Origin of the sequence: Mumia sp. ZJ1417 (genome assembly GCF_014127285.1) — a bacterium.
Taxonomy (GTDB): Bacteria; Actinomycetota; Actinomycetes; order Propionibacteriales; family Nocardioidaceae; genus Mumia.
The window spans coordinates 598,527-619,477 of the sequence record NZ_CP059901.1 but is presented as its reverse complement, the minus strand read 5'-3'; the positions used below and the strand labels follow the sequence as shown (position 1 = coordinate 619,477).

Below are 20,951 nucleotides of genomic sequence, written 5' to 3'. Positions count from 1 at the left end.
CCTTCCCTGCGTACTCGACACTGCTGGCGGTCAGCGCGAAGTACGCGTCCTCCAGCGACTCGTGGTCGCCGACCAGGTCGTCGAGGGAGGTGTCGGCGAGCAGGCGCCCCCGGCCCAGGACGACGAGGTGGTCGGCAGTGCGCTCCATCTCGCTCATCAGGTGGCTGGAGACGAACACCGTGCGCCCCTCGCCCGCGAGGGACCTCAGCAGTCGGCGGATCCACAGCACGCCGTCGGGGTCGAGCCCGTTGACGGGTTCGTCAAAGAGCATCACCTGCGGGTCGCCCAGGAGGACACCGGCGATCCCGAGCCGCTGAGACATGCCGAGCGAGAGGGAGCCGGCCCGGCGCCGGGCCACGGAGGTGAGCCCGACCTGGTCGAGCACCTCGTCGACGCGGCTCACCGGGATCGCGTTGCTGCGTGCCATCGACACGAGGTGCGTCCGCACCCGACGGCCGGGATGCACCGCCTTGGCATCGAGCAGCGCGCCAACCTCACGGAGCGGCCGGCGCAGCGTCGCGTACGTACGGCCGTTGACCGTCGCGGAGCCGGCGCTGGGGGTGTCGAGGCCGAGGATCATCCGCATCGTCGTCGACTTGCCGGCGCCGTTGGGGCCCAGGAAGCCGGTGACGCGGCCCGGCTCGATCTGGAGGGTGAGATCGTCGACCGCGGTGGTCGACCGATATCTCTTGGTCAGATGGCTCAACGTGATCATGAGTCGACCGTAGGAATTCGGGAACGCAGGCACAGTGCCCGAAAAGCAACCGTCACTACTGCCGATGGTCAGTAGCGACTCGTACGGTCATGCATGGTCGCGCGGCCTGAGGGCACCGGATCGACGTACCCGATCGAGGAGCTACCCATGGCAGAACCTCAGGCTCGCTCGGACGAGTCGATCGCCGACCTCGTCCGCGACCTCTCCGAACAGACCTCCCGGCTGGTCCGCGATGAGATGCGTCTCGCCCAGGCCGAGCTCAAGCAGAAGGGCGCTCGCGCAGGTGCGGGGCTCGGCGGATTCGGCGCAGCGGGTCTTCTCGCGTTGTACGGGTTCGCCGCGATCATCGCAGCGCTCGCGCTCGTCATGGACGTCTGGTTGGCGGCGCTCATCGTCGCCGTCGTCCTGTTCGTGATTGCCGCCATCCTCGCCGTCGTCGGCAAGAAGCAGCTCCAGAAGGCGACGCCGCCCGTTCCTGAGCACACTGTGGAGAACGTCAAGGCGGATATCGCCGAGGTGAAGGAGGCACGCCACCGTGAGCACTGATCCGACTGACCCTAGCGAGATCCAGCGCGACATCGAGGAGACCCGGGACAAGCTCGGCCACACCGTCGAGGAGCTGACCGACCGTCTCGACGTGAAGAAGCAGGCCCAGCAACGGATGGACGAGGCCAAGCACGAGGCGCAGCAGCGGATGGAGTACGTGAAGCAGAACGCCCGCGACAACCCCCAGCTGCCGGCGATCGTCGCGGTCGGGGTGATCGCTCTCATCGTGCTCGCGCTGTGGCGAAAGAAGCGGCACTAGAATTTTTTTCCTGGTCAGGTGTCCAAACTCACATTCCTGACGCATACTGATGCCGTGGCTATTGGACGCCTGCCCAACATGGAGCGACTCGCACGCGTGACGCGTGACCTCGAGACGCCGTACGCCGTGATCGACGGTGACACGTTCACCCGCAACGCCGACGAGCTGGTACGACGCGCTGGCGGCGTGCCCGTCCGCATCGCGTCGAAGTCGGTCCGCGTGCGCACCCTCGTCGACCGGACGCTGGCCCGTCCCGGCTTCCGCGGGGTGATGTCGTACAGCCTCGCCGAGTCCGTCTGGCTTGCCGACGAGGGGCACACCGACCTGCTGCTGGCCTACCCGACCGCGTCGCGCGCCGCGCTCCACGACCTCATCGCCAAAGAGCACCGCCTCGCCGCGATCACGGTCATGGTCGACTCGCTCGCCCAGCTCGACCTCATCGACTCGGTCGTCGGCACCGACCACCCGCCCATCCGGGTCTGCATCGACGTCGACTCCTCTCTCGAGCCGTTCCGCGGCCTGCACCTCGGCGCGCGCCGCTCCCCGGTGCACTCGCCGAAGGACGCGATCACCCTCGCCCGCGCGATCGCGGCCCGTCCGGGGTTCACGCTCGTGGGCCTGATGTTCTACGACGCGCAGGTCGCCGGGATGCCCGACAGCTCCCCCGCGGTCCGCTTCGTGAAGTCCCGCTCCGTCGCCGACATCGTCGCGCGTCGCGCACGCATCGTCGAGGCCGTCCGTGACGTGACCGCCCTCGAGCTTGTCAACGCCGGCGGCACCGGCAGCCTCGAGGTCATGCGGGACGACCCGTACGTCACCGAGCTCACGGCGGGCTCCGGGCTGTTCATGCCGACGCTCTTCGACACCTACGACGCGTTCGAGTCGCACCCGGCGGCGTTCTACGCGCTGTCTGTCGTGCGCAAGCCGGCCCCGGACATCGCCACGCTGTTCTCCGGCGGCTACTCCGCGTCGGGCGCCGCGGGCAAGAGCCGCCAGCCGACGCCGGTGTGGCCGCCGGGCCTGTCGTTGATCGGGACCGAAGGCGCGGGCGAGGTGCAGACACCTGTACGGGGCGGCGTCGCGCGGAGCCTGCGTGTCGGTGACCGCGTGTTCATGCGCCACGCCAAGGCCGGGGAGATGTGCGAGCGGTTCGACGCCGTCCACGTCGTCACCACCGAGGGCGATGACGGCGCCACCGCGTCCACCGAGACGCTGCCGACCTACCGTGGCGAAGGGAAGAACTTCGGATGAGCACCACGACCACGACCACCGCGCGATGGACCAACTGGGGCCGCTGCGCCTCCGCGACCCCGGCACGCGTCGCGCACCCCCGCACGGTCGACGAGGTCGCGGATGTCGTCCGGACCGCCGCCGCGTCCGGACAGCGGGTCAAGCCCGTCGGTGCAGGGCACTCGTTCACCTCGATCGCGGTCACCGACGGCGTTCAGCTGCGGATGGACGCGCTCTCCGGCATCCAGCACGTCGACCGCGAGACCGGCCACGTCACGGTCGGCGCGGGCACGCGTCTGCGTGATCTCAACCCGGCCCTGCACGCGCTCGGGCTGGCCCTCCCCAACATGGGTGACGTCGACCCGCAGACGATGTCGGGCGCGACATCGACCGGCACCCACGGCACCGGGGCACAGCTCCAGGGCATCGCCGGCGCGATCGTCGGCCTCCAGCTCGTCACCGGCGAGGGCTCGGTCGTGACCGTGACCCCGGACGACCCGGAGCTGTTCGGCGCGGCGCGGGTCGGCCTCGGCGCCCTGGGCGTCGTCACCGCGCTCACCTTCGCGTGCGTGCCGTCGTTCCTGCTGCACGCCCGCGAGGAGCCGATGCTGCTCGGTGACGTGCTCGGCGGGCTCGACGCGATGGTCGAGGACAACGACCACTTCGAGTTCTACTGGTTCCCCCACACCGACCGCGCCCTGGTCAAGCGCAACAACCGCGTCCCCGAGGCCACGGAGCGCAAGCCGCTGTCCAGGGCACGCTTCCTCCTTGACGACGAGATCATGTCCAACGGCGTGTTCGAGATGGTGAACCGCGTCGCGACCCGCCAGCGCAGCTGGGTGCCCCGGCTCAATGGCATCTCCGGGCGTGCGCTGTCGGCGCGCGAGTACACCGACTGGTCGTACGAGGTGTTCATCTCGCCGCGCCGGGTGCGCTTTCGCGAGATGGAGTACGCGATCCCGCGCGCCGCACTGCCGGAGGTGCTGCGCGCGGTCGACGCGTGGGTCGACGCGTCGGACGAGACGGTGTCGTTCCCGGTCGAGGTGCGCTTCGCGGCGCCGGACGACATCTGGATGTCGACCGGGTACGACCGCGCCAACGCGTACGTCGCGGTGCACCAGTACCACCAGATCGACTACCGCCGCTACTTCGAGGGCGTCGAGGCGATCTTCCAGGAGCACGAGGGCCGCCCGCACTGGGGCAAGCTGCACACGCTCGACGCCGACGTCCTGCGCACGCGCTATCCGAGGTTCGACGACTTCGCCTCCGTACGCGATCGCCTCGACCCGCACCGTACGTTCGCCAACGCCTACCTCGACCGCGTCCTCGGGTAACTCCCCGCCATCGGTGCGACGCTGGGCGCATGCCCGTCCAGATCCTGTCGGCCCGGCCACGCAGCGGACTCGTCACGCTCCCCTGGTACCTGCCGTTGGAGGAGTGGCCGCACGAGCTCGACGTGTCGCTGCCGCGCGGCATCCACCGTCACGTCGTGCGGTTCATCCGGGTCGACGGCGCGGTGCTCGTCGTGAAGGAGACGAACGAGCGCTACGCGCGGCGCGAGTACGTCCTCCTGCGGCAGCTGCGGCGGCTCGAGCTCCCCGTCGTCGAACCGGTCGCCGTCGTCACCGGGCGCCGCCGACGTGACGGTACGGAGCTGCCTTCCGCCCTCGTCACCGCCCACCTGCCGCGCTCGCTGCCGTACCGGTCGCTGTTCGAGCACCCGCTGTCCGACAACACGCTCGAGGGCGTGATCGACGCGATGGTCGTGCTGCTCGTCCGGTTGCACGTGGACGGGTTCTTCTGGGGCGACTGCTCGCTCTCGAACACCCTCTTTCGCCGCAGCGCGGGCGAGTTCGCGGCGTACCTCGTCGATGCCGAGACCGGCGCCCTGCACGACGCGCTGTCCGACGGCCAACGCGGCGAAGACCTCGACCTCGTCCGTACGAACGTCTTCGGCGAGCTGCTGGACCTCCAGGCCGGCGGGCTGCTCGATCCCGGGATCGAGCCGATCCCGTTCGTCGACCGGATCGTCGAGAGGTACGACGAGCTCTGGGGCGCACTCACCGGTGTGGAGGAGTTCAGCACCGACGAGATGTGGCGGATCGAGCAGCGGATCGAGCATCTCAACGACCTCGGCTTCGACGTCGGCGAGCTCGACATCGTCACCGACCTCGACGGCGACGGGGTCCGGATCCAGCCCAAGGTCGTCGAGCCGGACCACCACGCGCGGCGCTTGCAGGGACTCACCGGCCTCGACCTCGAGGAGGCGCAGGCTCGGCGGCTCCTCAACGACCTCGATGCCTTCGCCGGGGCGCACCAGCTCCAGAACGAGGACGCGATGGTCGTGGCGCACCGCTGGCTCCAGGAGGTTTGGGAGCCGTTGACGCGCATGATCCCGCCGAAGTATCGCGACGTCGTCGAGCCGGCGGAGTTCTTCCACGACGTGCTGATGCACCGGTGGAACCTGTCGCAGGCGGCCGGGCACGAGGTCGACATCTTCGCGTCCGCGGACGACTACATCCGCACCCAGCTCCCGCAGCAGGTCACGACGCTGCGCGCCGCGAACGGCGGCTGAGGCCGCCCCGCCGGTTGAGCCCGCCGAAACCCCCGCCGGTTGAGCCCGTCGAAACCCCCGACGGTTGAGCCCGTCGAAACCTGGGTTTCGACAGGCTCAACCATCGGCAGACGGCTCAACCATCGGCAGAGACGGCTCAACCAGCGACAGGCCGGCTCAGCCGAGGGCGCGGGCGACCGCCCGGCCGGCCGTACGACCGGAGAAGAGGCAGCCTCCGAGGAACGTCCCCTCGAGCGCGCGGTAGCCATGCACGCCGCCGCCACCGAACCCGGCGACCTCGCCCGCGGCGTACAGGCCCTCGAACCGCGAGCCGTCCTCGCGCAGCACCGCCGCGTCGAGGTCGGTTGCGAGCCCGCCGAGCGTCTTGCGCGTGATGACCCGCAGCCGCACCGCGATGAGCGGCCCGGCCTTAGGATCGAGGATGCGGTGCGGCGACGCCGTACGGATGAGCTTGTCGCCCCGGTACGAGCGGGCGCCGCGCAGCGCGACGACCTGCATGTCCTTGGAGAACGGGTTGTCGATCTCGCGATCGCGCGCCTCGATCTGCGTCCGCAGGGCGTCGACGTCGAGCGGTGTCTCCGGGGTGAGTGCGTTCATCCCCGCCACGAGCTCGTCGAGCGTGTCCGCGACGACGAAGTCCTCGCCGTGCTGCTTGAACGCCTCCACCGGCCCCGGCGCGCCCGGCCGCACCCGCGACAGCACCTGCTTCCAGTCGCGTCCGGTGAGGTCGGGGTTCTGCTCCGACCCCGACAGCGCGAACTCCTTCTCGATGATCTTCTGCGTGAGCACGAACCAGCTGTGGTCGTGACCGGTCGTCCGCAGGTGCTCGAGCGTGCCGAGGGTGTCGAACCCCGGCCACAGTGGCCCGGGCAGCCGGTTGCCGCGCGCGTCGAACCACAGCGACGACGGACCCGGCAGGATCCGGATGCCGTGCCCGGGCCAGATCGGGTCCCAGTTCTTGATGCCCTCGACGTAGTGCCAGCCGCGATCGGGGTTGATCATGTGCGCGCCGGAGTCGATCGCGATCTGCTGCATGCGGCCGTCCACGTACGCGGGGACGCCGGTCAGCATGTCCTCCGGCGGGCTGCCGAGACGGTCCTCGGGCCAGGTCTTGCGGACGAGGTCGTGGTTGCCGCCGATGCCGCCGGACGTCACGATCACGGCCTGCGCGGACAGGGCGAAGTCGCCGTCGACGTCGCGGTTGCTCGCGACGCCGCGCGGGGAGGCGTCGGGCGCGAGCACGGCACCGGTCACGCCGGTCACCACCCCGTCGGTCACCGTCAGGCCGTCGACGCGGTGGCGGAAGCGGAACGTGACGAGCCCCTTCGCGACGCCTTCGCGCACGCGACGCTCGAACGGCTCGACGATGCCTGGACCGGTCCCCCACGTGATATGGAAGCGCGGCACGGAGTTGCCCGGACCGACCGCGCCGTACCCGCCTCGCTCGGCCCACCCCACGATCGGGAAGATCTTGAGGCCCTGCGCGCGCAGCCACGCGCGCTTCTCGCCGGCGGCGAAGTCGACGTACGCCTCGGCCCACTTGCGAGGCCAGGCGTCCTCGGGACGGTCGAACCCGGCGTTGCCCATCCAGTCCTGCAGCGCGAGGTCGTACGAGTCCTTGATGCCCATGCGCCGCTGCTCGGGGCTATCGACGAAGAACAGCCCGCCGAACGACCAGAACGCCTGGCCGCCGAGGTTGGCCTCGGACTCCTGGTCGACGAGCACGACCTTCTTGCCGGCGTCCACGAGCTCTGCGGTGGCGGCCAGCCCGGCGAGCCCGGCTCCGACGACGATCACATCAGCATCCATGCCCGACATGCTCGCGGTACGGCGCCCGTGCAGGCAATGCGTTCCGTACGGAGTGCGCATCACGATTGTCAGTCAGTGACAATGGCGAGGTGGGTACGAAGGAGCGGGTCGCCGTCCAGCGTGCGATGACACGCGACGCCGAGGCGATCACCGCGCGGGTCGTCGCGCTGGTCCTGCGCGAGATCCCCGCGTACGGAGGAGTGAGTGCGGCGCAGCGCGAGGAGATCGCCGCGATCACCGGCTGGGCCCTTCGGCGCACGGTGGAGCTGTGGGTCGACGAGTCCGTGATGACCGAGGCCGACCTGCGCCGGTTCCGCGGGATCGGCGCCGCCCGGGCAGCCGACGGCCGGCCGTTGCAGGCCATCCTGCGGGCCTACCGGATCGCCGCCGTCGAGGCCAGCGACCTCGTGGTCGAACTCGGTGCCGGCACGCTCGGCGTGGACGACCTCGCCGCGCTCAACCGCACCATGCTCATCGGCGTCGACGCGCTGTCCGAGGCGCTGTTCGCGGGTTATGCGCATGCGGCGTCCGCGCTCGACGAGGACCGCGAACGGGCGCTGTCCGGGCTCGCCGACGATCTTCTCGCCGGGCGCCAGACGTCGCGGGCCGCGCTCGCCGACCGCTCCGCACAGCTCGGCATCACCGTGCCGTCGCGGCTGGCGATCACCGTGTTCGCCGCAACACCGCCGGTCGAGCCTGTCGAGCCGGTCGAGCCTGTCGAGACCCCCGCCGCACCTCCGCCGGTCGAGCCTGTCGAGACTCTCACCACCCACCGCGGCGCCCACATCGTCGTCCTCGCCGCCGAAGCCGTCGCACCACCTCCAGGAGTGCGCGCGTGCGTCGTCGCCGAGGTGCCCGTGCCACGGCTCCCCCGTACCTACCGGCTCGTCGCGAGCGCGCTCGACCACGCGCCCGCCAGGGCGTACCGCTCGTCGCCGGTGCTCGACTGGGGCGACGTCCTAGCCCTCGCGGTGCTGTGCGGCTCGGACGTCGGCGCAGCCGACGAGCTGGCGCCCGCGGTGCTCGGCCCACTGCTCGACCCGGCCCACGCGCACGTCCTCGCCGGACTCGTCGGCTACCTCGATCACGGCAGCGCGACCGCCGCCGCGGACGCGCTGGGCCTGCACCCGCAGACCGTACGGCACCGGCTGAGGCGGTTGCGCGAGCTGACCGGACGCGACCTCGACGACCCGTGGGACCGGCTCGTCCTCGACATGGCGCGCACCAGCCCAGGCCTCGTCCCCGATTCGGGCACTAGGCCACCGAATCGCGGATCGGATTCAGTGGCCTAGTGCCCAAATCGGGGACGAGAGCGCCAGCTCAGCCCTGCGGCTCCTGCGCCGGGACGAGCCGCGGTCGCCGGTCCTGGTCAGGGTCGAGGACCGCTGCCATCCGGTGGAAGACCGCGCCCTCGCGGTGCCGCGACTGGCGGTCCAGCGTCAGCCCGAGCGCCACGTGAGCCCAGCCGCTCGTCGGCTCGAGCTCGATCAGACGCCGGAAGGCGTTCTCGGCCGGCTCAAGGAGGGCAGCGGCGAAGTAAGCGCGGCCCAGGAGCTCCCAGGCAGCGGCGTGGTTCGGCTCCTCCTCGACGACACCGACGAGCATCTGGATGGCGTCGCGGGGGTGCCGGTTCGCCACCATCTCCTCTGCGCGCCGGAAACGGTCGTACAGCGACATCTCGGAGATCATCGCGGCATTGAAGATCGGCTTGAGGATCAGGGGACGGAAGTCCTCGGTCATGCGGGCGCACCTCCTCGGTGGCTGGATACACCGCCCACAACGACGGTGGACCAGCGCTCATTCCCGACGGTACGACCTCCCGTCCCCAGACCCGGGGAGCGATCAGGTGATGTCGCGGCGCAGCGTCGTGAATCGCCCGATCACGGCGAGCAGCAGGCCGTACCCGAGGAACACGAGCGCACCCGCCGGGCGACCGAGAAGGTCGGTCATCCCGAGCGACGCGTACGTGCTCGCCCCCACGAGCGCCTCCGACGCGGCGCCAGGGAGGAACCTCGCGGCGCCCTCCAGCATGTCGACGCTGCTCATGCCGAGCCGGACGATCGGTTCGACGAACTGCGTGAACGCCAGCACGACGACGATCGCCGCCACCTGGTTCGTGATGAGCGTGCCGACGCCGACGCCGACGAACGCCCAGATCGCGAGCGCCACGACTGACAGGACCACCGGCACGAGCACATCGCCGGTGTCGAGGAACGCGCCCTCACCGCGCCAGGCGAGGATCGGTGCTCCCGCCACGACACTCGAGAGCGTCCCGACGAGGCCGAACGCCAGGCCGATCAGCGCGGCTGAGACGAGCTTGGCGCTGAGGAACACGCTGCGGCGCGGATCGGCGAGCAGCGACGGGGTGATCGTCTGGTAGCGGAACTCCGCCGTCATCGACATCGCGCCGGCCAGCAGTGGGAAGACGTAGCCGAGGCCGTTGCCGAGCGTGTAGACGGTCAGCGCTGCATCGACGCCACCGATCGCCGTCGCGCCGGAGCCGTCGACCGGCTCGAGCGTGACCGAGAACGCCATGACGACGGCGAGGAACGCCATATAGACCGCCATGACGAGCAGCAGGATCCACCACATGCGGGTCGAGACCCACTTGCGGTACTCCGAGGTCAGTGCCGCCTTCATGCCGCCACCCCCTGCGCCGCAGGGGCGTCGTCGGTCTGGCCGGTCAGTTGCAGGAAGACGTCCTCGAGCTCGACCTCCTGCTGCGTCAGCGCGTGCAGCTCGACGCCCGCCGCGAACGCCGCCGCCCCCACGTGGGCTGCGGCGACGTCGGACACCTTGAACCCTCGTACGCCGTTCTCCGAGGCCGGGGCGTACGTCCAGCCCTGGGCGTCCAGCACCGCCTTCAACGCGTCGGCGGTCGGCGAGACGACCTCCACGTGGCGCTCGGCGCGCGCGGCGAGGTCGGCGAGAGGCGAGGCGTGCACGAGCTGGCCGCGCGCGATGATCACCACGTCGTCGACGGTCTGCTGGACCTCGGAGAGCACGTGGCTCGAGACGAGGACGGTACGGCCCTGGCCGGCGAAGAAGCGCAGCAGCTCGCGCAGCCAGCGGATCCCGCCTGGATCGAGGCCGTTAGCGGGCTCGTCGAGGATGAGCACCGACGGGTCACCGAGCAGCGTCGTCGCGAGGGCGAGGCGCTGGCGCATGCCGAGCGAGAACCCGCCGACGCGCCGCTTGGCCGAGTCGGAGAGCCCGACCATGTCGAGGAGCTCACGGCACCGCTGGTCGGAGACACCGACCTGCGGAGCGAACACGCGCAGGTGGTCGAACGCGGTGCGGCCGGGGTGGAAGCTCGCGGCTTCGAGCGCGGCACCGACGACCCGCCCCGGCTGCGGGATCTCCCCGTACTCCTTCCCGCCGATCGTGGCCCGCCCCGAAGTCGGCGAGACGAGTCCGAGGAGCATCCGCAGGGTCGTCGTCTTCCCTGCCCCGTTGGGGCCGAGGAATCCGGTGACGACGCCGGGACGTACCTCGAAGCTGAGGTCGTCGACGGCCTGCACGGTGCCGAAGGTCTTGGTGAGGCTTTCAACGGAGATCATCCCGGCCCACGCTATCGAACGGGCTGCACCTGCCGGCCACTAGCCTTTCGCGCATGACTCAACAGGTCGATCCCCCCGCACCGACCCGCCATGACTCGTCTCCGACGACCGACATCGCGAAGCCGTACGAGCCCACCTATTCGCCCTACACCCCCTCCCCGAGCTCTGGCGGCTCGTCGATCGGCCGCCACTTCGGCAGCCTGCTGATCGGCCTGCTGCTGCCGCCGGTCGCGCTGGTCCTGTTCGACTGGGGGTTGGCCCGCTACTGGTACGACGTCCTGCGCTTCAGTGGCGCCGACAGCGCGCTCTGGCCGTTCGCCGTTGTCGCCGCCGGGGCCGCTCTGCTTCTCGTCGTCGCGGCCGCTGGACGCCTGTCGTGGATCGGCCCCGCCCTCGCCGGTCTGCTGTACGGGGTCGCGCCGACGCTCGCGATCGTCCTCGCCCGCGACGAGGTCCTGCGGATCGGCAGCGAGCTCCGCGACAGCCTGTACGCCCAGGCCGTCATCAACGCCCCGTTCTACGGCTTCCTGCTCTACCCGACGATCGCCGCACTGCTGCTCGGCACCGCGATCGCCTCCGCTCGCCGCCGTCGCACCTGACGCAGCCGTGCCGACTCTGGTCCTGTCGCGACCCTCGGGCGATGCGGGATGGCTCGTCCGTACGGCCTTCCTGATCACGCTCCGCACGTTCCCGTACGAACCCCGTCAGGTCTGACGGGGTTCGTACGGAGGGCTCGGCCGCTGCACGTCGCGCAGCGGAGGGCGCCGTCAGTCCTGAAGGATCCAGGTGTCCTTCGCGCCGCCACCCTGCGAGCTGTTGACGATGAGGCTCCGCGGGCCGGCGACTCGGGTCAGCCCGACCGGGATCGCCTGGACCTGACCCGGCTCCGTGCCGGTCACGTGCACGAACACGCGGAGGTCGACGTGACGCGGCTCGAGCCGCCCGTGGTCGAGGGTCGGGTGAGAGCTCAGCGAGACCGTCTCCTGGGCGACCCAGCCCTCCTGGCTCCCGGCGATCTCCATCCGTCGCCGCGCGATCTCGCCCTCGGACGCGAGCGGACCGACGAGCACGCCGTTGCCGCCGTAGCCGTCGACCGGCTTGGTGACCAGCTCTCCGACCCGCTCCAGCACGATGCGCCGCTCGTCCTCGTCGTCGGTGCGGTAGGTCGGCACCGACTCGATCAGCGGCCGCTCGCCGAGGTAGTAGCCGATGAGCTCGGGAACCAGGCGGTACGTCGCCTTGTCGTCGGCCACGCCGTTGCCCGGGGCGTTGGCGAGCACGACGGCCCCGGCCGCCGCCACGTCGACGATCTCCTCGCCCAGCGCACGTCCGTCCTCGGTCTGCAGCGCGCCGATCTCGTCGTCCAGACGGACGTAGATCCCGTCCACCGCCCGGTCACCGTCGACGAGCCGCACCCGGCCGTCGCGTACGACCAGGTCCTCGCTCGTCGCCAGCTCGAGGCCGCTCTCCTTGGCGAGCCGCTGGTGCTCATACCAGGCGACGCTCGACGGTCCGGTCGCGAGCAGCACGAGCGCTCCTTCGTCGCCCACACCAACGCCCGCGCGCTCGACGCAGGCCCGCAGCGTCTGGCCGACCACCGGCAGGGACGCGTGCGGGTCGACGAGCCCGGCCGGTCGTGGCATGTCCGGGACCACCGCGTCGAGCATCTCGCGTGCAGCCGCGGCGTACGCCAGGCCGCTCGGGTTGCGAAGGTTGTCCTCGAGGACCCGCCACTCGCCTCGCTCGTCACGTACGAGGTCGAAGCCCATGATCGGCGCCCGCACCACCGACTTCGGCAGCCGCCGGGCGTCGTCACGCCACCCCGGGCAGGCGACGAGGTCCGACTCCGAGACGACGCCGTCAGCGATCACGCGACCTGCGCCGTAGATGTCCTGGAGGAACATCTCCAGCGCCCGGGCGCGCTGCTCGAGCCCGTCGCGCAGCATCGCCCACTCGTGCGCGATGACGATGCGCGGGACGAGGTCGACGTCGAACCGATTGGTCTCACCGTTCAGGACGACCGTGAGACCCTCGTCGTCGGACCACGCGTCGCGCTGGTCCTGGAGCTTCTCGAGATCGTCGCGGCTCCGCTCGCGGACGTAGGAGATGACGTCGCTGTAGACGGGGCGGGGTCGCGACCCGAGTCCGATCGCCTCGTCACCGGCCCGTGCGGGATACGCCCCCAGCGCAGGAACGTCCGCCGGCAGACCGGACGGCGGACCCTGTGTCTCGGCGACGACCTGGTCCATCACGTCGTCGAGCGAGCCGCTCTCGGCGTACGCGGCACGCTGCCGGTCCGCAGAGGTCCCCTGCACGAGCGTCCTGGCGGCGAGCTCGGCCACCTCCTCGTAGTCGCCGAGCTCCTCGAGTGCCGGTCGCAGGCGTTCGATCAGCGATCGCACCACGCCGGGGGCGGGGACTCGCTCGGCATGCGTGGTCGGGTCGAGAAGGGTCCCGGAGAGGCCCGCCCGCGCGGCCTGCCAGGTGGCGGCGCGCTGGAGAGGCGCGGCGACCGGGACGTACGGCACACCACGCTCGATGTCGAGCTCGGCGGACCGCACCATCGCCCGGAAGAGCCCCGCGACGAGGATCGCGTCGTCCACGACGGGGCACGCGTCGCTCACGCGCAGCTCGAGCGTCGGCACGTGGGAGGACGGACGCACGTCGAAGTACGCCATCTTCGCGTCGGCGATCACGCCGCTCTGGACGAGACTCTCGATGAGCGCGTCGTACTCCTTCGCCGATCCGAGCGGTGGGAGCACTCCGGTGGTCGGCCAGCGCTGCCAGAGGATCGTCCGGATGCTCGCATAGCCGGTGTCCTGACCGTTCCAGTACGGCGAGCTCGCCGAGAGCGCGAGCAGGATCGGGAGGTCGCGGCCGATCCGCTGCGCGATGTCGACGGCCAGGTCGCGGTCGGAGACGCCGACGTGGATCTGCGTCCCGCAGATGAGCTGCTCGTCGACGAGGAGCCGGTACTGCTGCTGCATCCGACCGAACCGGCCGCTGGCGGTGAGCTCGAAGTCCTCGTCGTACGACGACGGCGCCGTGCCGACGGCAGCGATCCCGATGCCTTCAGGATCAGCGACCGCGATCAGCTGCTTACGCAGACTGACGAGCTCCTCGCGGAGCGCGCCGAGACCGGTGACGACGGGGGTGTTGGTCTCGATCGTCGTCCGTTGCAGCTCGGCCGAGAAGCTCTCACTTGGAAGCCGGGACAGCAGCTGTGGCGCCGACGCCGAAAGCGTGCGCCTCTCGCGGTCGATGAGATGCAGCTCTTCTTCTGCACCCAGGGTCAGCTCAGCAGTCATCCCGCCACCGTACGGGTCCGCCGAGTCGCCCAGCTCACGACCGCTGTCCGGGTTTTAAACCTCTGTCCACCGCCTTTTAGACCTGAGCGCGCCGCTGATCGATCGCGTAGAGGGCGATGCCGGTCGCGACGCCCGCGTTGAGCGACTCGAGCGACGAGGCCATCGGGATCGACACGAGCACGTCGCACGTCTCGGCGACCAGCCGCGACAGACCCTTGCCCTCGCTCCCGACGACCAGGACCAGTGGCCCGTCCGCGAGGTCGAGGTCAGGCAGCGAGATCTCGCCGTCAGCGGCCAGGCCCGCGATCATCAGGCCCTCTTCTGCGTACGCCTTGAGCTGGCGGGTCAGGTTCGTCACCCGCGCGACCGGGACTCGCGCTGCGGCGCCTGCCGAGGTCTTCCACGCCGACGCCGTCATGCCCGCCGCGCGCCGCTCGGGGATCACGACGCCGTGCGCACCGAAGCCGGACGCGCTGCGGATGATCGCACCGAGGTTGCGTGGGTCGGTGATGCTGTCGACGACGACGATCAGCGGGATCTCGTCGGCCTCACGGGCCGCCGTGAGCAGGTCGTCAGGATCGGCGTACTCGTACGGCGGCAGCTTGGCCGCGACGCCCTGGTGGACCGCACGGTCGGTGAACCGGTCGAGCTCGGCCTTCGTCGCCTCGAGGATCGACAGCCTGCGGTCGACGGCGATCGACAGGATCTCGCTGACCCGGTCGTCGCGGTCGATGCCTTCGGCGATGTAGAGCGTCGCCACCGGGACGTCGGCGCGCAGCAGCTCGAGGACCGAGTTGCGTCCTGCCGCCCACTCCGCCTCGTCGCCGCGCTTGCGCGGCGCCTGCGGACGGCGCTTCTCGGCCGCCTTCGCCATCTTGTACTTCTTGTGGTTCGGGCGCTCCGCCGCCTTGGGCGTCGGTCCCTTGCCCTCGAGCCCGCGCTTGCGGTGGCCCCCCGTACCGACGGCGGGACCCTTCCTGCTCTTGTTGATCGCGCCGCGGCGCTGGCTGTTGCCGGCCATCAGCTCTCCTGCCTCTCTGCCCCGACGGACCAGCGTGGTCCTGCGGGTGTGTCTTCGACCTCGACGCCGGCTGCCTTGAGCTGGTCACGCACCCGGTCCGCGGTCGCGAAGTCCTTGTCTGCTCGTGCCTGGGTGCGCTGCTCCAGCAGCGCATCGACGAGCGTGCCGAGCGCGGTCCGCTCGGCCGATCTGCCCTCACCGGCACTCGCCCACTGGGGCGCGTACGGATCGAGCCCCAGCACGTCAAGCATGCGCCGTACGGCCGAGAGCGTACTCACCAGGGCGTACTTCTGCTCCTCGCCGGCCGCAAGCTGCTTGTTGCCGTCGCGCACGAGCTCCTGCACCTGCGCGAGCGCCGTCGGGATCGAGAGGTCGTCGTCCATCGCCGCCGCGAAGCCCGGCGTCACCGCCCCACCGAGCGCGGCGAGGTCGGTGGTGGCACCGGTCACCTCGGTCGCGCGGCGGACGAAGCCCTCGATCCGCTGGTACGTCGTCGCGGCGTCGGTCATCGCCTCCTCGGAGTAGTCGATGACCGAGCGATAGTGCGCCGCGACCAGGTAGTAGCGCACGTCGACGGGACGGAACCGCTTGACGACCTCGCTCACCAGAAGCGAGTTGCCGACGGACTTGCTCATCTTCTCTCCGCCGATGCGGACGAGCTGGTTGTGCATCCACGACCGGGCGAACGGCATGCCCGCCGCACGCGCCTGCGCGAGCTCGTTCTCGTGGTGCGGGAAGCGCAGGTCGATGCCGCCGCCGTGGATGTCGAACTCGGAGCCGAGGTACTTCGTGGCCATCGCCGAGCACTCGATGTGCCAGCCGGGGCGGCCGCGACCCCACGGGGAGGGCCACGACGCCGTCTCGGGCTCGCCCTCCTTGTGCCCCTTCCAGAGGGCGAAGTCGCGCGGGTCGCGCTTGCCGCGCGGGTCGGCGTCCTCGGCGTCGCGCATGTCGTCGATCTTCTGGTGCGACAGCTCGCCATAGTCGGGCCACGCCCGCACGTCGAAGTAGACGTCGCCGGAGCCGTCGGGGGCAACGTAGGCGTGCCCGCGGTCGATCAGCGTCTCGACGAGCTCGAGGATCTCGGGGACGTGGCCGGTGGCCCGCGGCTCGTACGTCGGCGGCAGGCAGCCGAGCACGTCGTACGCCTGGTGCAGCGCGCGTTCGTTCTCGTACGCCACGGCCCACCACGGGCGGTCCTGCTCGACGCCCTTCGCGAGGATCTTGTCCTCGATGTCGGTGACGTTGGCGACCAGCGTCACCTCGTAGCCCTCGTGCGTCAGCCATCGCCGCAGCACGTCGAAGACCACCTCCTTGCGGATGTGGCCGAGGTGGGGCGGGCCCTGGACGGTGAGCCCACAGTGATAGATGCCCACCCGTCCGTCGACGAGGGGCACGAAGGGCTGAGTCTGCATCGTCACAGAGTCGTAGAGGCGCACGGTCACGATGACCAGAGTAGTGGCTGCGCCTGATCCGCCTTAGCATCGACGGATGCTGGAGCCAATGGGGGGAATCGTCCGAAAGAGCCTGGTTCTGCTGTGCGGATGCGGTGCGGTCGTGGGAGCGTCGCTGACCGCCCCTGCGCACGCAGCCACCGCGCAGGCGTCGTCGGTCCGCTGGTCGTCGACCGCACAGCTCCAGAGGGGTGCGGAGGCGGGGACGACGGTGAGCGGCGGCACGATCCGCTTCGGCCGCGCCACCGGCACCAAGCGTCTCGGCGGCCGGACGTACGAGACGGCGCGCTGGACGTCGCCGTGGGCCTCGACCGGCTTCGCGGCCGACGAGCTGATCCCGTCGTGGAACGCCCGTACACCCGCGCGCTCGGCGGTCACGGTCTCCGTCCGCGTCCGGACAACCGCCGGCCGTACGGGCAGCTGGGACACCGTCGCCCGCTGGGCCGAGCGCGACACGACGCACAAGCGCCGGTCGGGCCCCGCGCAGAGCGACGACGTGGCGCGGGTCGTGACCGACGCCGTGCGTGCGAACAGCGGGCACCGCATCGCCTCGTGGCAGGTACGGGTGACGCTGCTGCGCCCTCGGGGCACAGCCACCAAGCCCCGGGTGACATCTGTCGGCGCCGTCGCGTCGGCCTCGGCGAAGGCGAGCCGTCCCACCTCTGCGACCACGATGACACGCACGGTGGAGCTGCCGGTGCGCCGCTACTCGCAGATGCTGCACCGCGGCCAGTACCGCCAGTACGGCGGCGGAGGCGCGGCCTGGTGCTCCCCGACCGCGACGACGATGGTCCTGCGCAGCCTCGGCAAGGGCCCGACGAAGGCCCAGTACGCGTGGGTCCGCAAGGGCGTCAAGCAGCGCTTCGTCGTGCACGGCGCCCGCAGCACGTACGACCACCGCTACCGTGGCGCCGGCAACTGGTCGTTCAACACCGCGTACGCGGGGACGCGGGGCACCGACGCCTTCGTCACCCGGCTCACTTCGCTGCGCGACGCCGAGGCGTTCGTGAAAGCCGGGATCCCGCTCGTCGTCTCGATCCGCTTCGGCCGCGACGCGCTGTCCGGAGCTCCGATCCGCTCGACGGCGGGGCACCTGGTCGTGATCCGGGGCTTCACCGCGAGCGGCGCCGTGATCGTCAACGATCCCGCCGCGTCGAAGGCGTCGACGGTGCGGCGGGTGTACCGGCGCGACCAGCTCGAGCGCGCGTGGCTGCGCGGCAGCGGCGGTGTCGCGTACGTCATCCGTACGAGCAAGCCCCTCCCGTCGCTCCCCGGCCACACCTGGTGACGCCCCACGGCATGATGGACCGGTGAGCATCCCTCGTACCGGTATCGGCACCGACGTCCACGCGTACGAGGTCGGGCGCCCGATGTGGTGCGCGGCGCTGCACTGGCCCGACGAGCCTGCGGGTCTTGCCGGGCACTCTGACGCTGACGTGGTCGCGCACGCGATCTGCGACGCGCTCCTGTCGGCGAGCGGGCTCGGCGACCTCGGGAGCAACTACGGCACCGCCGACCCCGACTGGTCCGGCGCCTCGGGCGTCGCCTTCCTTACCGAGACCGCGCGCCGCGTCCGAGAAGCGGGGTTCACCGTCGGCAACGTCGCCGTGCAGCTGATCGGCAACCGACCGAAGGTCGGCTCGCGGCGCGACGAGGCGCAGCGTGTCCTGTCCGAGGCGGTCGGAGCACCGGTCACGCTCGCAGGCACCACGACGGACGGGCTCGGCCTGACCGGCCGGGGCGAGGGCGCTGCCGCGATCGCGACCGCCTTGGTCATCCCCTCGTCGTGATGCAGACCTCGACGAACCCATTGACGACGCGCACCGGATAGGTCGGGACCCGGGTCATCGGGTCGTCGACGCACTGGCCGGTCTCCAGGTCGAACAGCTCGCGCCCGGCCGGTGCGGCCAGCAGCGTGTGCCCGTCGCGCTGGACGACCAGGCCGCGGGCCATCGTCTGGGTGCCCGCGTAGGGGTCGCGGTTGCCGACGGCCCGCAGGGAACGCTCGTCGGTCTTGAAGAGCGCGACCTGCTTGCCGCGGATCAGCGCGGAGACGCCGATGCCGACGACGAGCTCCCCCGCGTCACACACCTTGACCCAGGTCGCCACCCCGCTCGACGTCGCCATGACGTGACGCTAGGCACTGCGCATTTCGAGGGGATTACGTCAAGATACGCCACAGAAAACAAACCCCTCGCACGCCGAAGCCGCCCCCTCGGACGGGGGCGGCTTCGGCGTACCTGGTGTGGCGCGAGGCCACACCCCGGGCTCAGGACGCGAGCACCTCGTCGAGGAGGGTCTCGGCCTTGTCCTCGTTGGTGTTCTCGGCGAGCGCCAGCTCGGAGACGAGGATCTGGCGCGCCTTGGCCAGCATCCGCTTCTCACCGGCGGAGAGTCCGCGGTCACGCTCACGGCGCCACAGGTCGCGGACGACCTCGGCGACCTTCATGACGTCGCCGGAGTGGAGTTTCTCGAGGTTTGCCTTGTAGCGACGCGACCAGTTGGTGGGCTCCTCAGCATGCTCTGCCCGAAGCACACCGAAGACCCGGTCCAGTCCGTCCTTGTCAACCACGTCGCGCACACCGACCAGGTCGAGGTTGCACGCCGGCACCCGTACGACGAGATCGTTCTGGGCGACGATGCGGAGTACGAGGTACTGACGCTCCTCGCCCTTGATCGTCCGGACTTCGATGTCCTCGATGACCGCCGCACCGTGATTGGGGTAGACAACCGTTTCGCCAACAGTGAAAGTCATATGTCCATAGCCCTTTCTTAGGTGACTAGGATAACACGGGCCCCCAACGCCAGCCGGTTCGTTTATGCAGGTCAGAGGCCGAATCGTGACTTGACAAAGCGACATCTCGGTGGCAGGCGCACGCGCGTGAACGTGCTCTCGACCGACCTCACCGCACGTCACGGAGCGCCCGAAGATACGCTGTCCAGGTCCGCGTCGTGCCGTGCGTCCGCGCTGCTCAACGCGGCACTCACCTACGCTGTTCTCCTTCACGAAAGGGTCGGGCTGTGCTCACTCGCTCCCGCCGCGCTCTCGTCACCGCCGTCGTCGCAGGCCTCGCCCTGACCCTCGCCGGATGTGGCACCGGGTTCAACGCACAGACCAGCGCGGTCTACCAAGCAGCGATCGGCACCAACAACCGCTCGACCGACGTCGAGGTGCTCAACGCGCTGTTCGTGAAGAACGAGGACGGTACGGCGACCCTCTCCGCAGGCGTCGTCAACCAGGCGCTTCAGAGCGACAGCCTCACCACCATCAACGCAGCGACGCTCGCGGGCACGCCGGTCGAGGTGACCTTCGAGGGTCCCTTTGCCGTTCCCGTCCGCCGCCTGGCCCACCTCGGCACGAAGCCGCAGGCCGTGATCGCCGGAGACGAGCTCTTCGCCGGGCAGTTCCTGAACATCTCGCTGACCTTCGCCAACGCGGGCGACGTCGAGATGCAGGTCCCGATCGTGACCCGCACGGCGATGTACGACTCGGTGGCCACCCCGGCCCCGGCCGAGGCCGAGGACGCCGAGCAGCAGGCCGATGCCGAGCAGCAGGAAGAGGAGGGCATCGCGCCCGACCAGTCCGCTGCCACCGACGAGGCCGAGGGCAACTGACCCCAGCTCAGCCGAGCTGTTCGCGCAGCCAGCTGATGTCGTCGCCGGTCATGTCGTCGGCGTGCGTCTCGATGATCACGGGCGCCTGCGCCTGACGGGCGACCTCCACGAGCTGGTCCGGCGGGATGGTGCCCTCGGTGAGGTGGGCATGACGATCGGCGCCTGAGTCGAACGCGTCGCGGCTGTTGTTGCAGTGGACGAGGTCGATCCGTCCGGTGACGCCCTTGATCCGGTCGACGATGCCGTCGAGGTCGATGCCGCCCGCCCAGGCGTGGCAGGTGTCGAGGCAGAACCCCCACGCATCTCCCGCACCGCCGGCCTGGATCGCCTCCCACGTCCGCGCGATGCGGTCGAAGCGCCGCGCCATCGAGTAGTCGCCGCCGGCGGTGTTCTCGAGGAGGATCGGGACCTTCGCGTCGATCGCCTCCACGGCTTTGCGCCAGTTGTCGAAGCCCTTGTCGAGATCGGCCTCGGAGTCGACGTAGCCGCCGTGCAGGATCACCCCCTTTGCGCCGATCGCGGCGGCACCGTCCACGGCGTTCTGGACGAGCTTGCGGCTGGGGATGCGGACGCGGTTGTTGAGGCTCGCGACGTTGAGCAGATAGGGGGCGTGGACGTACAGCGGGATGTCCTTGGCCTCCGCGTCGTCACGCAGGGCGTCGGCCCCGCCCGCGTACTCGTACTGCGGCCACTTCCAGCTCTGCGGGTTGCCGAGGAACAGCTGGACGACGTCCGCCCCGACACGCGCGGCGTCGTCGAACGGGTGCTCCTGGTCGACGTGGGTCCCGATGCGGGTCTTCATGCGCCCAGCCTAGAACCCCCCGCGGACAAGCCGCTCGAGCCTGTCGAGACCCCTCCC

The 20,951-nt window shown here is 70.4% G+C and carries 20 protein-coding genes and 1 pseudogene; 10 read left to right on the top strand and 11 right to left on the bottom strand.

The features are described 5' to 3' along the window. Positions 1-70: 70 nt before the first annotated feature. Positions 71-715, bottom strand: a pseudogene (locus H4N58_RS02950) (ABC transporter ATP-binding protein); the annotation flags it as partial. Positions 716-862: 147 nt separating this feature from the next. On the opposite strand from H4N58_RS02950, the gene H4N58_RS02945 reads away from it, so the two are divergent. From H4N58_RS02945 to H4N58_RS02925, 5 genes are read left to right on the top strand one after another with little or no spacing between them, the layout of a single operon-like run. After that, the gene (locus H4N58_RS02945) at positions 863-1,261 is read left to right on the top strand and encodes a phage holin family protein (protein ID WP_208322828.1); all 399 of its coding nucleotides are present in this window, start codon (positions 863-865) and stop codon (positions 1,259-1,261) included. Then, the gene (locus H4N58_RS02940) at positions 1,251-1,520 is read left to right on the top strand and encodes a DUF3618 domain-containing protein (protein WP_167001462.1); all 270 of its coding nucleotides are present in this window, start codon (positions 1,251-1,253) and stop codon (positions 1,518-1,520) included. The genes H4N58_RS02945 and H4N58_RS02940 overlap by 11 nt, the downstream gene beginning before the upstream one ends. Before the next feature lie 54 nt (positions 1,521-1,574). Next, on the top strand, positions 1,575-2,771 hold the full coding sequence (locus H4N58_RS02935) for an amino acid deaminase/aldolase (RefSeq protein WP_243845026.1): 1,197 nt from the start codon (positions 1,575-1,577) through the stop codon (positions 2,769-2,771). Then, positions 2,768-4,084: a D-arabinono-1,4-lactone oxidase gene (locus tag H4N58_RS02930; protein WP_167249080.1), complete on the top strand. Its 1,317-nt coding sequence runs from the start codon at positions 2,768-2,770 to the stop codon at positions 4,082-4,084. Before H4N58_RS02935 ends, H4N58_RS02930 begins: the two co-directional genes overlap by 4 nt. A gap of 29 nt (positions 4,085-4,113) precedes the next feature. Beyond that, complete coding sequence (locus H4N58_RS02925) at positions 4,114-5,325, top strand: DUF4032 domain-containing protein (RefSeq protein WP_167001460.1); 1,212 nt, start codon at positions 4,114-4,116, stop codon at positions 5,323-5,325. 156 nt (positions 5,326-5,481) lie between these two features. Here H4N58_RS02925 and H4N58_RS02920 read toward each other — a convergent pair whose 3' ends face one another. Then, positions 5,482-7,134, bottom strand: a complete 1,653-nt coding sequence (locus H4N58_RS02920; RefSeq protein ID WP_167249082.1) for an FAD-binding dehydrogenase — start codon at positions 7,132-7,134, stop codon at positions 5,482-5,484. An 89-nt stretch (positions 7,135-7,223) separates the two neighbouring features. On the opposite strand from H4N58_RS02920, the gene H4N58_RS02915 reads away from it, so the two are divergent. Next, positions 7,224-8,426 carry a helix-turn-helix domain-containing protein gene (locus H4N58_RS02915; protein ID WP_167249084.1) on the top strand — a complete coding sequence of 401 codons (1,203 nt, stop codon included), beginning with the start codon at positions 7,224-7,226 and terminating at the stop codon, positions 8,424-8,426. Positions 8,427-8,454: 28 nt separating this feature from the next. Here H4N58_RS02915 and H4N58_RS02910 read toward each other — a convergent pair whose 3' ends face one another. From H4N58_RS02910 to H4N58_RS02900, 3 genes are all read right to left on the bottom strand, one after another. Beyond that, entirely contained in the window at positions 8,455-8,874 is a 420-nt protein-coding gene (locus tag H4N58_RS02910; RefSeq protein WP_208322829.1) for a tetratricopeptide repeat protein, read from the bottom strand. Positions 8,875-8,976: 102 nt separating this feature from the next. After that, positions 8,977-9,774 carry an ABC transporter permease gene (locus H4N58_RS02905; RefSeq protein ID WP_167249086.1) on the bottom strand — a complete coding sequence of 266 codons (798 nt, stop codon included), beginning with the start codon at positions 9,772-9,774 and terminating at the stop codon, positions 8,977-8,979. Further along, positions 9,771-10,694 carry an ABC transporter ATP-binding protein gene (locus H4N58_RS02900; protein WP_167249088.1) on the bottom strand — a complete coding sequence of 308 codons (924 nt, stop codon included), beginning with the start codon at positions 10,692-10,694 and terminating at the stop codon, positions 9,771-9,773. The genes H4N58_RS02905 and H4N58_RS02900 overlap by 4 nt, the downstream gene beginning before the upstream one ends. A gap of 53 nt (positions 10,695-10,747) precedes the next feature. Between H4N58_RS02900 and H4N58_RS02895 the strand changes: the two genes are divergently transcribed. Further along, positions 10,748-11,293, top strand: a complete 546-nt coding sequence (locus H4N58_RS02895) for a hypothetical protein (protein WP_167001455.1) — start codon at positions 10,748-10,750, stop codon at positions 11,291-11,293. 168 nt (positions 11,294-11,461) lie between these two features. Here the strand turns inward: H4N58_RS02895 and H4N58_RS02890 are convergent, their stop codons facing one another. From H4N58_RS02890 to cysS, 3 genes are all read right to left on the bottom strand, one after another. Continuing rightward, positions 11,462-14,002 (bottom strand): carboxylate--amine ligase/circularly permuted type 2 ATP-grasp protein, encoded by a 2,541-nt coding sequence (locus H4N58_RS02890; protein WP_167249090.1) that lies wholly within the window; start codon positions 14,000-14,002, stop codon positions 11,462-11,464. A 76-nt stretch (positions 14,003-14,078) separates the two neighbouring features. Further along, positions 14,079-15,023 (bottom strand): 23S rRNA (guanosine(2251)-2'-O)-methyltransferase RlmB, encoded by a 945-nt coding sequence (gene rlmB, locus H4N58_RS02885; protein ID WP_167001453.1) that lies wholly within the window; start codon positions 15,021-15,023, stop codon positions 14,079-14,081. Then, positions 15,023-16,468, bottom strand: coding sequence for a cysteine--tRNA ligase (gene cysS / locus H4N58_RS02880; RefSeq protein WP_167249092.1), 1,446 nt, complete (start codon positions 16,466-16,468; stop codon positions 15,023-15,025). The genes rlmB and cysS overlap by 1 nt, the downstream gene beginning before the upstream one ends. A gap of 46 nt (positions 16,469-16,514) precedes the next feature. Here cysS and H4N58_RS02875 point away from each other — a divergent pair, with 46 nt between their 5' ends. Both H4N58_RS02875 and ispF read left to right on the top strand, forming a co-directional pair. Beyond that, positions 16,515-17,765: a peptidase C39 family protein gene (locus H4N58_RS02875; protein ID WP_167001451.1), complete on the top strand. Its 1,251-nt coding sequence runs from the start codon at positions 16,515-16,517 to the stop codon at positions 17,763-17,765. A 22-nt stretch (positions 17,766-17,787) separates the two neighbouring features. Beyond that, positions 17,788-18,267, top strand: coding sequence for a 2-C-methyl-D-erythritol 2,4-cyclodiphosphate synthase (gene ispF / locus H4N58_RS02870; protein WP_167001450.1), 480 nt, complete (start codon positions 17,788-17,790; stop codon positions 18,265-18,267). Here ispF and nirD read toward each other — a convergent pair. Continuing rightward, a complete protein-coding gene (gene nirD / locus H4N58_RS02865) occupies positions 18,251-18,604 on the bottom strand; it encodes a nitrite reductase small subunit NirD (protein WP_167001449.1) in 354 nt (117 codons plus the stop codon). The genes ispF and nirD overlap by 17 nt on opposite strands. A 142-nt stretch (positions 18,605-18,746) precedes the next feature. After that, positions 18,747-19,232: a CarD family transcriptional regulator gene (locus H4N58_RS02860; RefSeq protein WP_139086947.1), complete on the bottom strand. Its 486-nt coding sequence runs from the start codon at positions 19,230-19,232 to the stop codon at positions 18,747-18,749. Positions 19,233-19,498: 266 nt separating this feature from the next. On the opposite strand from H4N58_RS02860, the gene H4N58_RS02855 reads away from it, so the two are divergent. Beyond that, a complete protein-coding gene (locus H4N58_RS02855) occupies positions 19,499-20,092 on the top strand; it encodes a hypothetical protein (RefSeq protein ID WP_167249094.1) in 594 nt (197 codons plus the stop codon). Positions 20,093-20,099: 7 nt separating this feature from the next. On the opposite strand, the gene H4N58_RS02850 is transcribed toward H4N58_RS02855, so the two are convergent. Beyond that, positions 20,100-20,894, bottom strand: coding sequence for a deoxyribonuclease IV (locus H4N58_RS02850; protein ID WP_167001447.1), 795 nt, complete (start codon positions 20,892-20,894; stop codon positions 20,100-20,102). Positions 20,895-20,951: the final 57 nt, after the last annotated feature.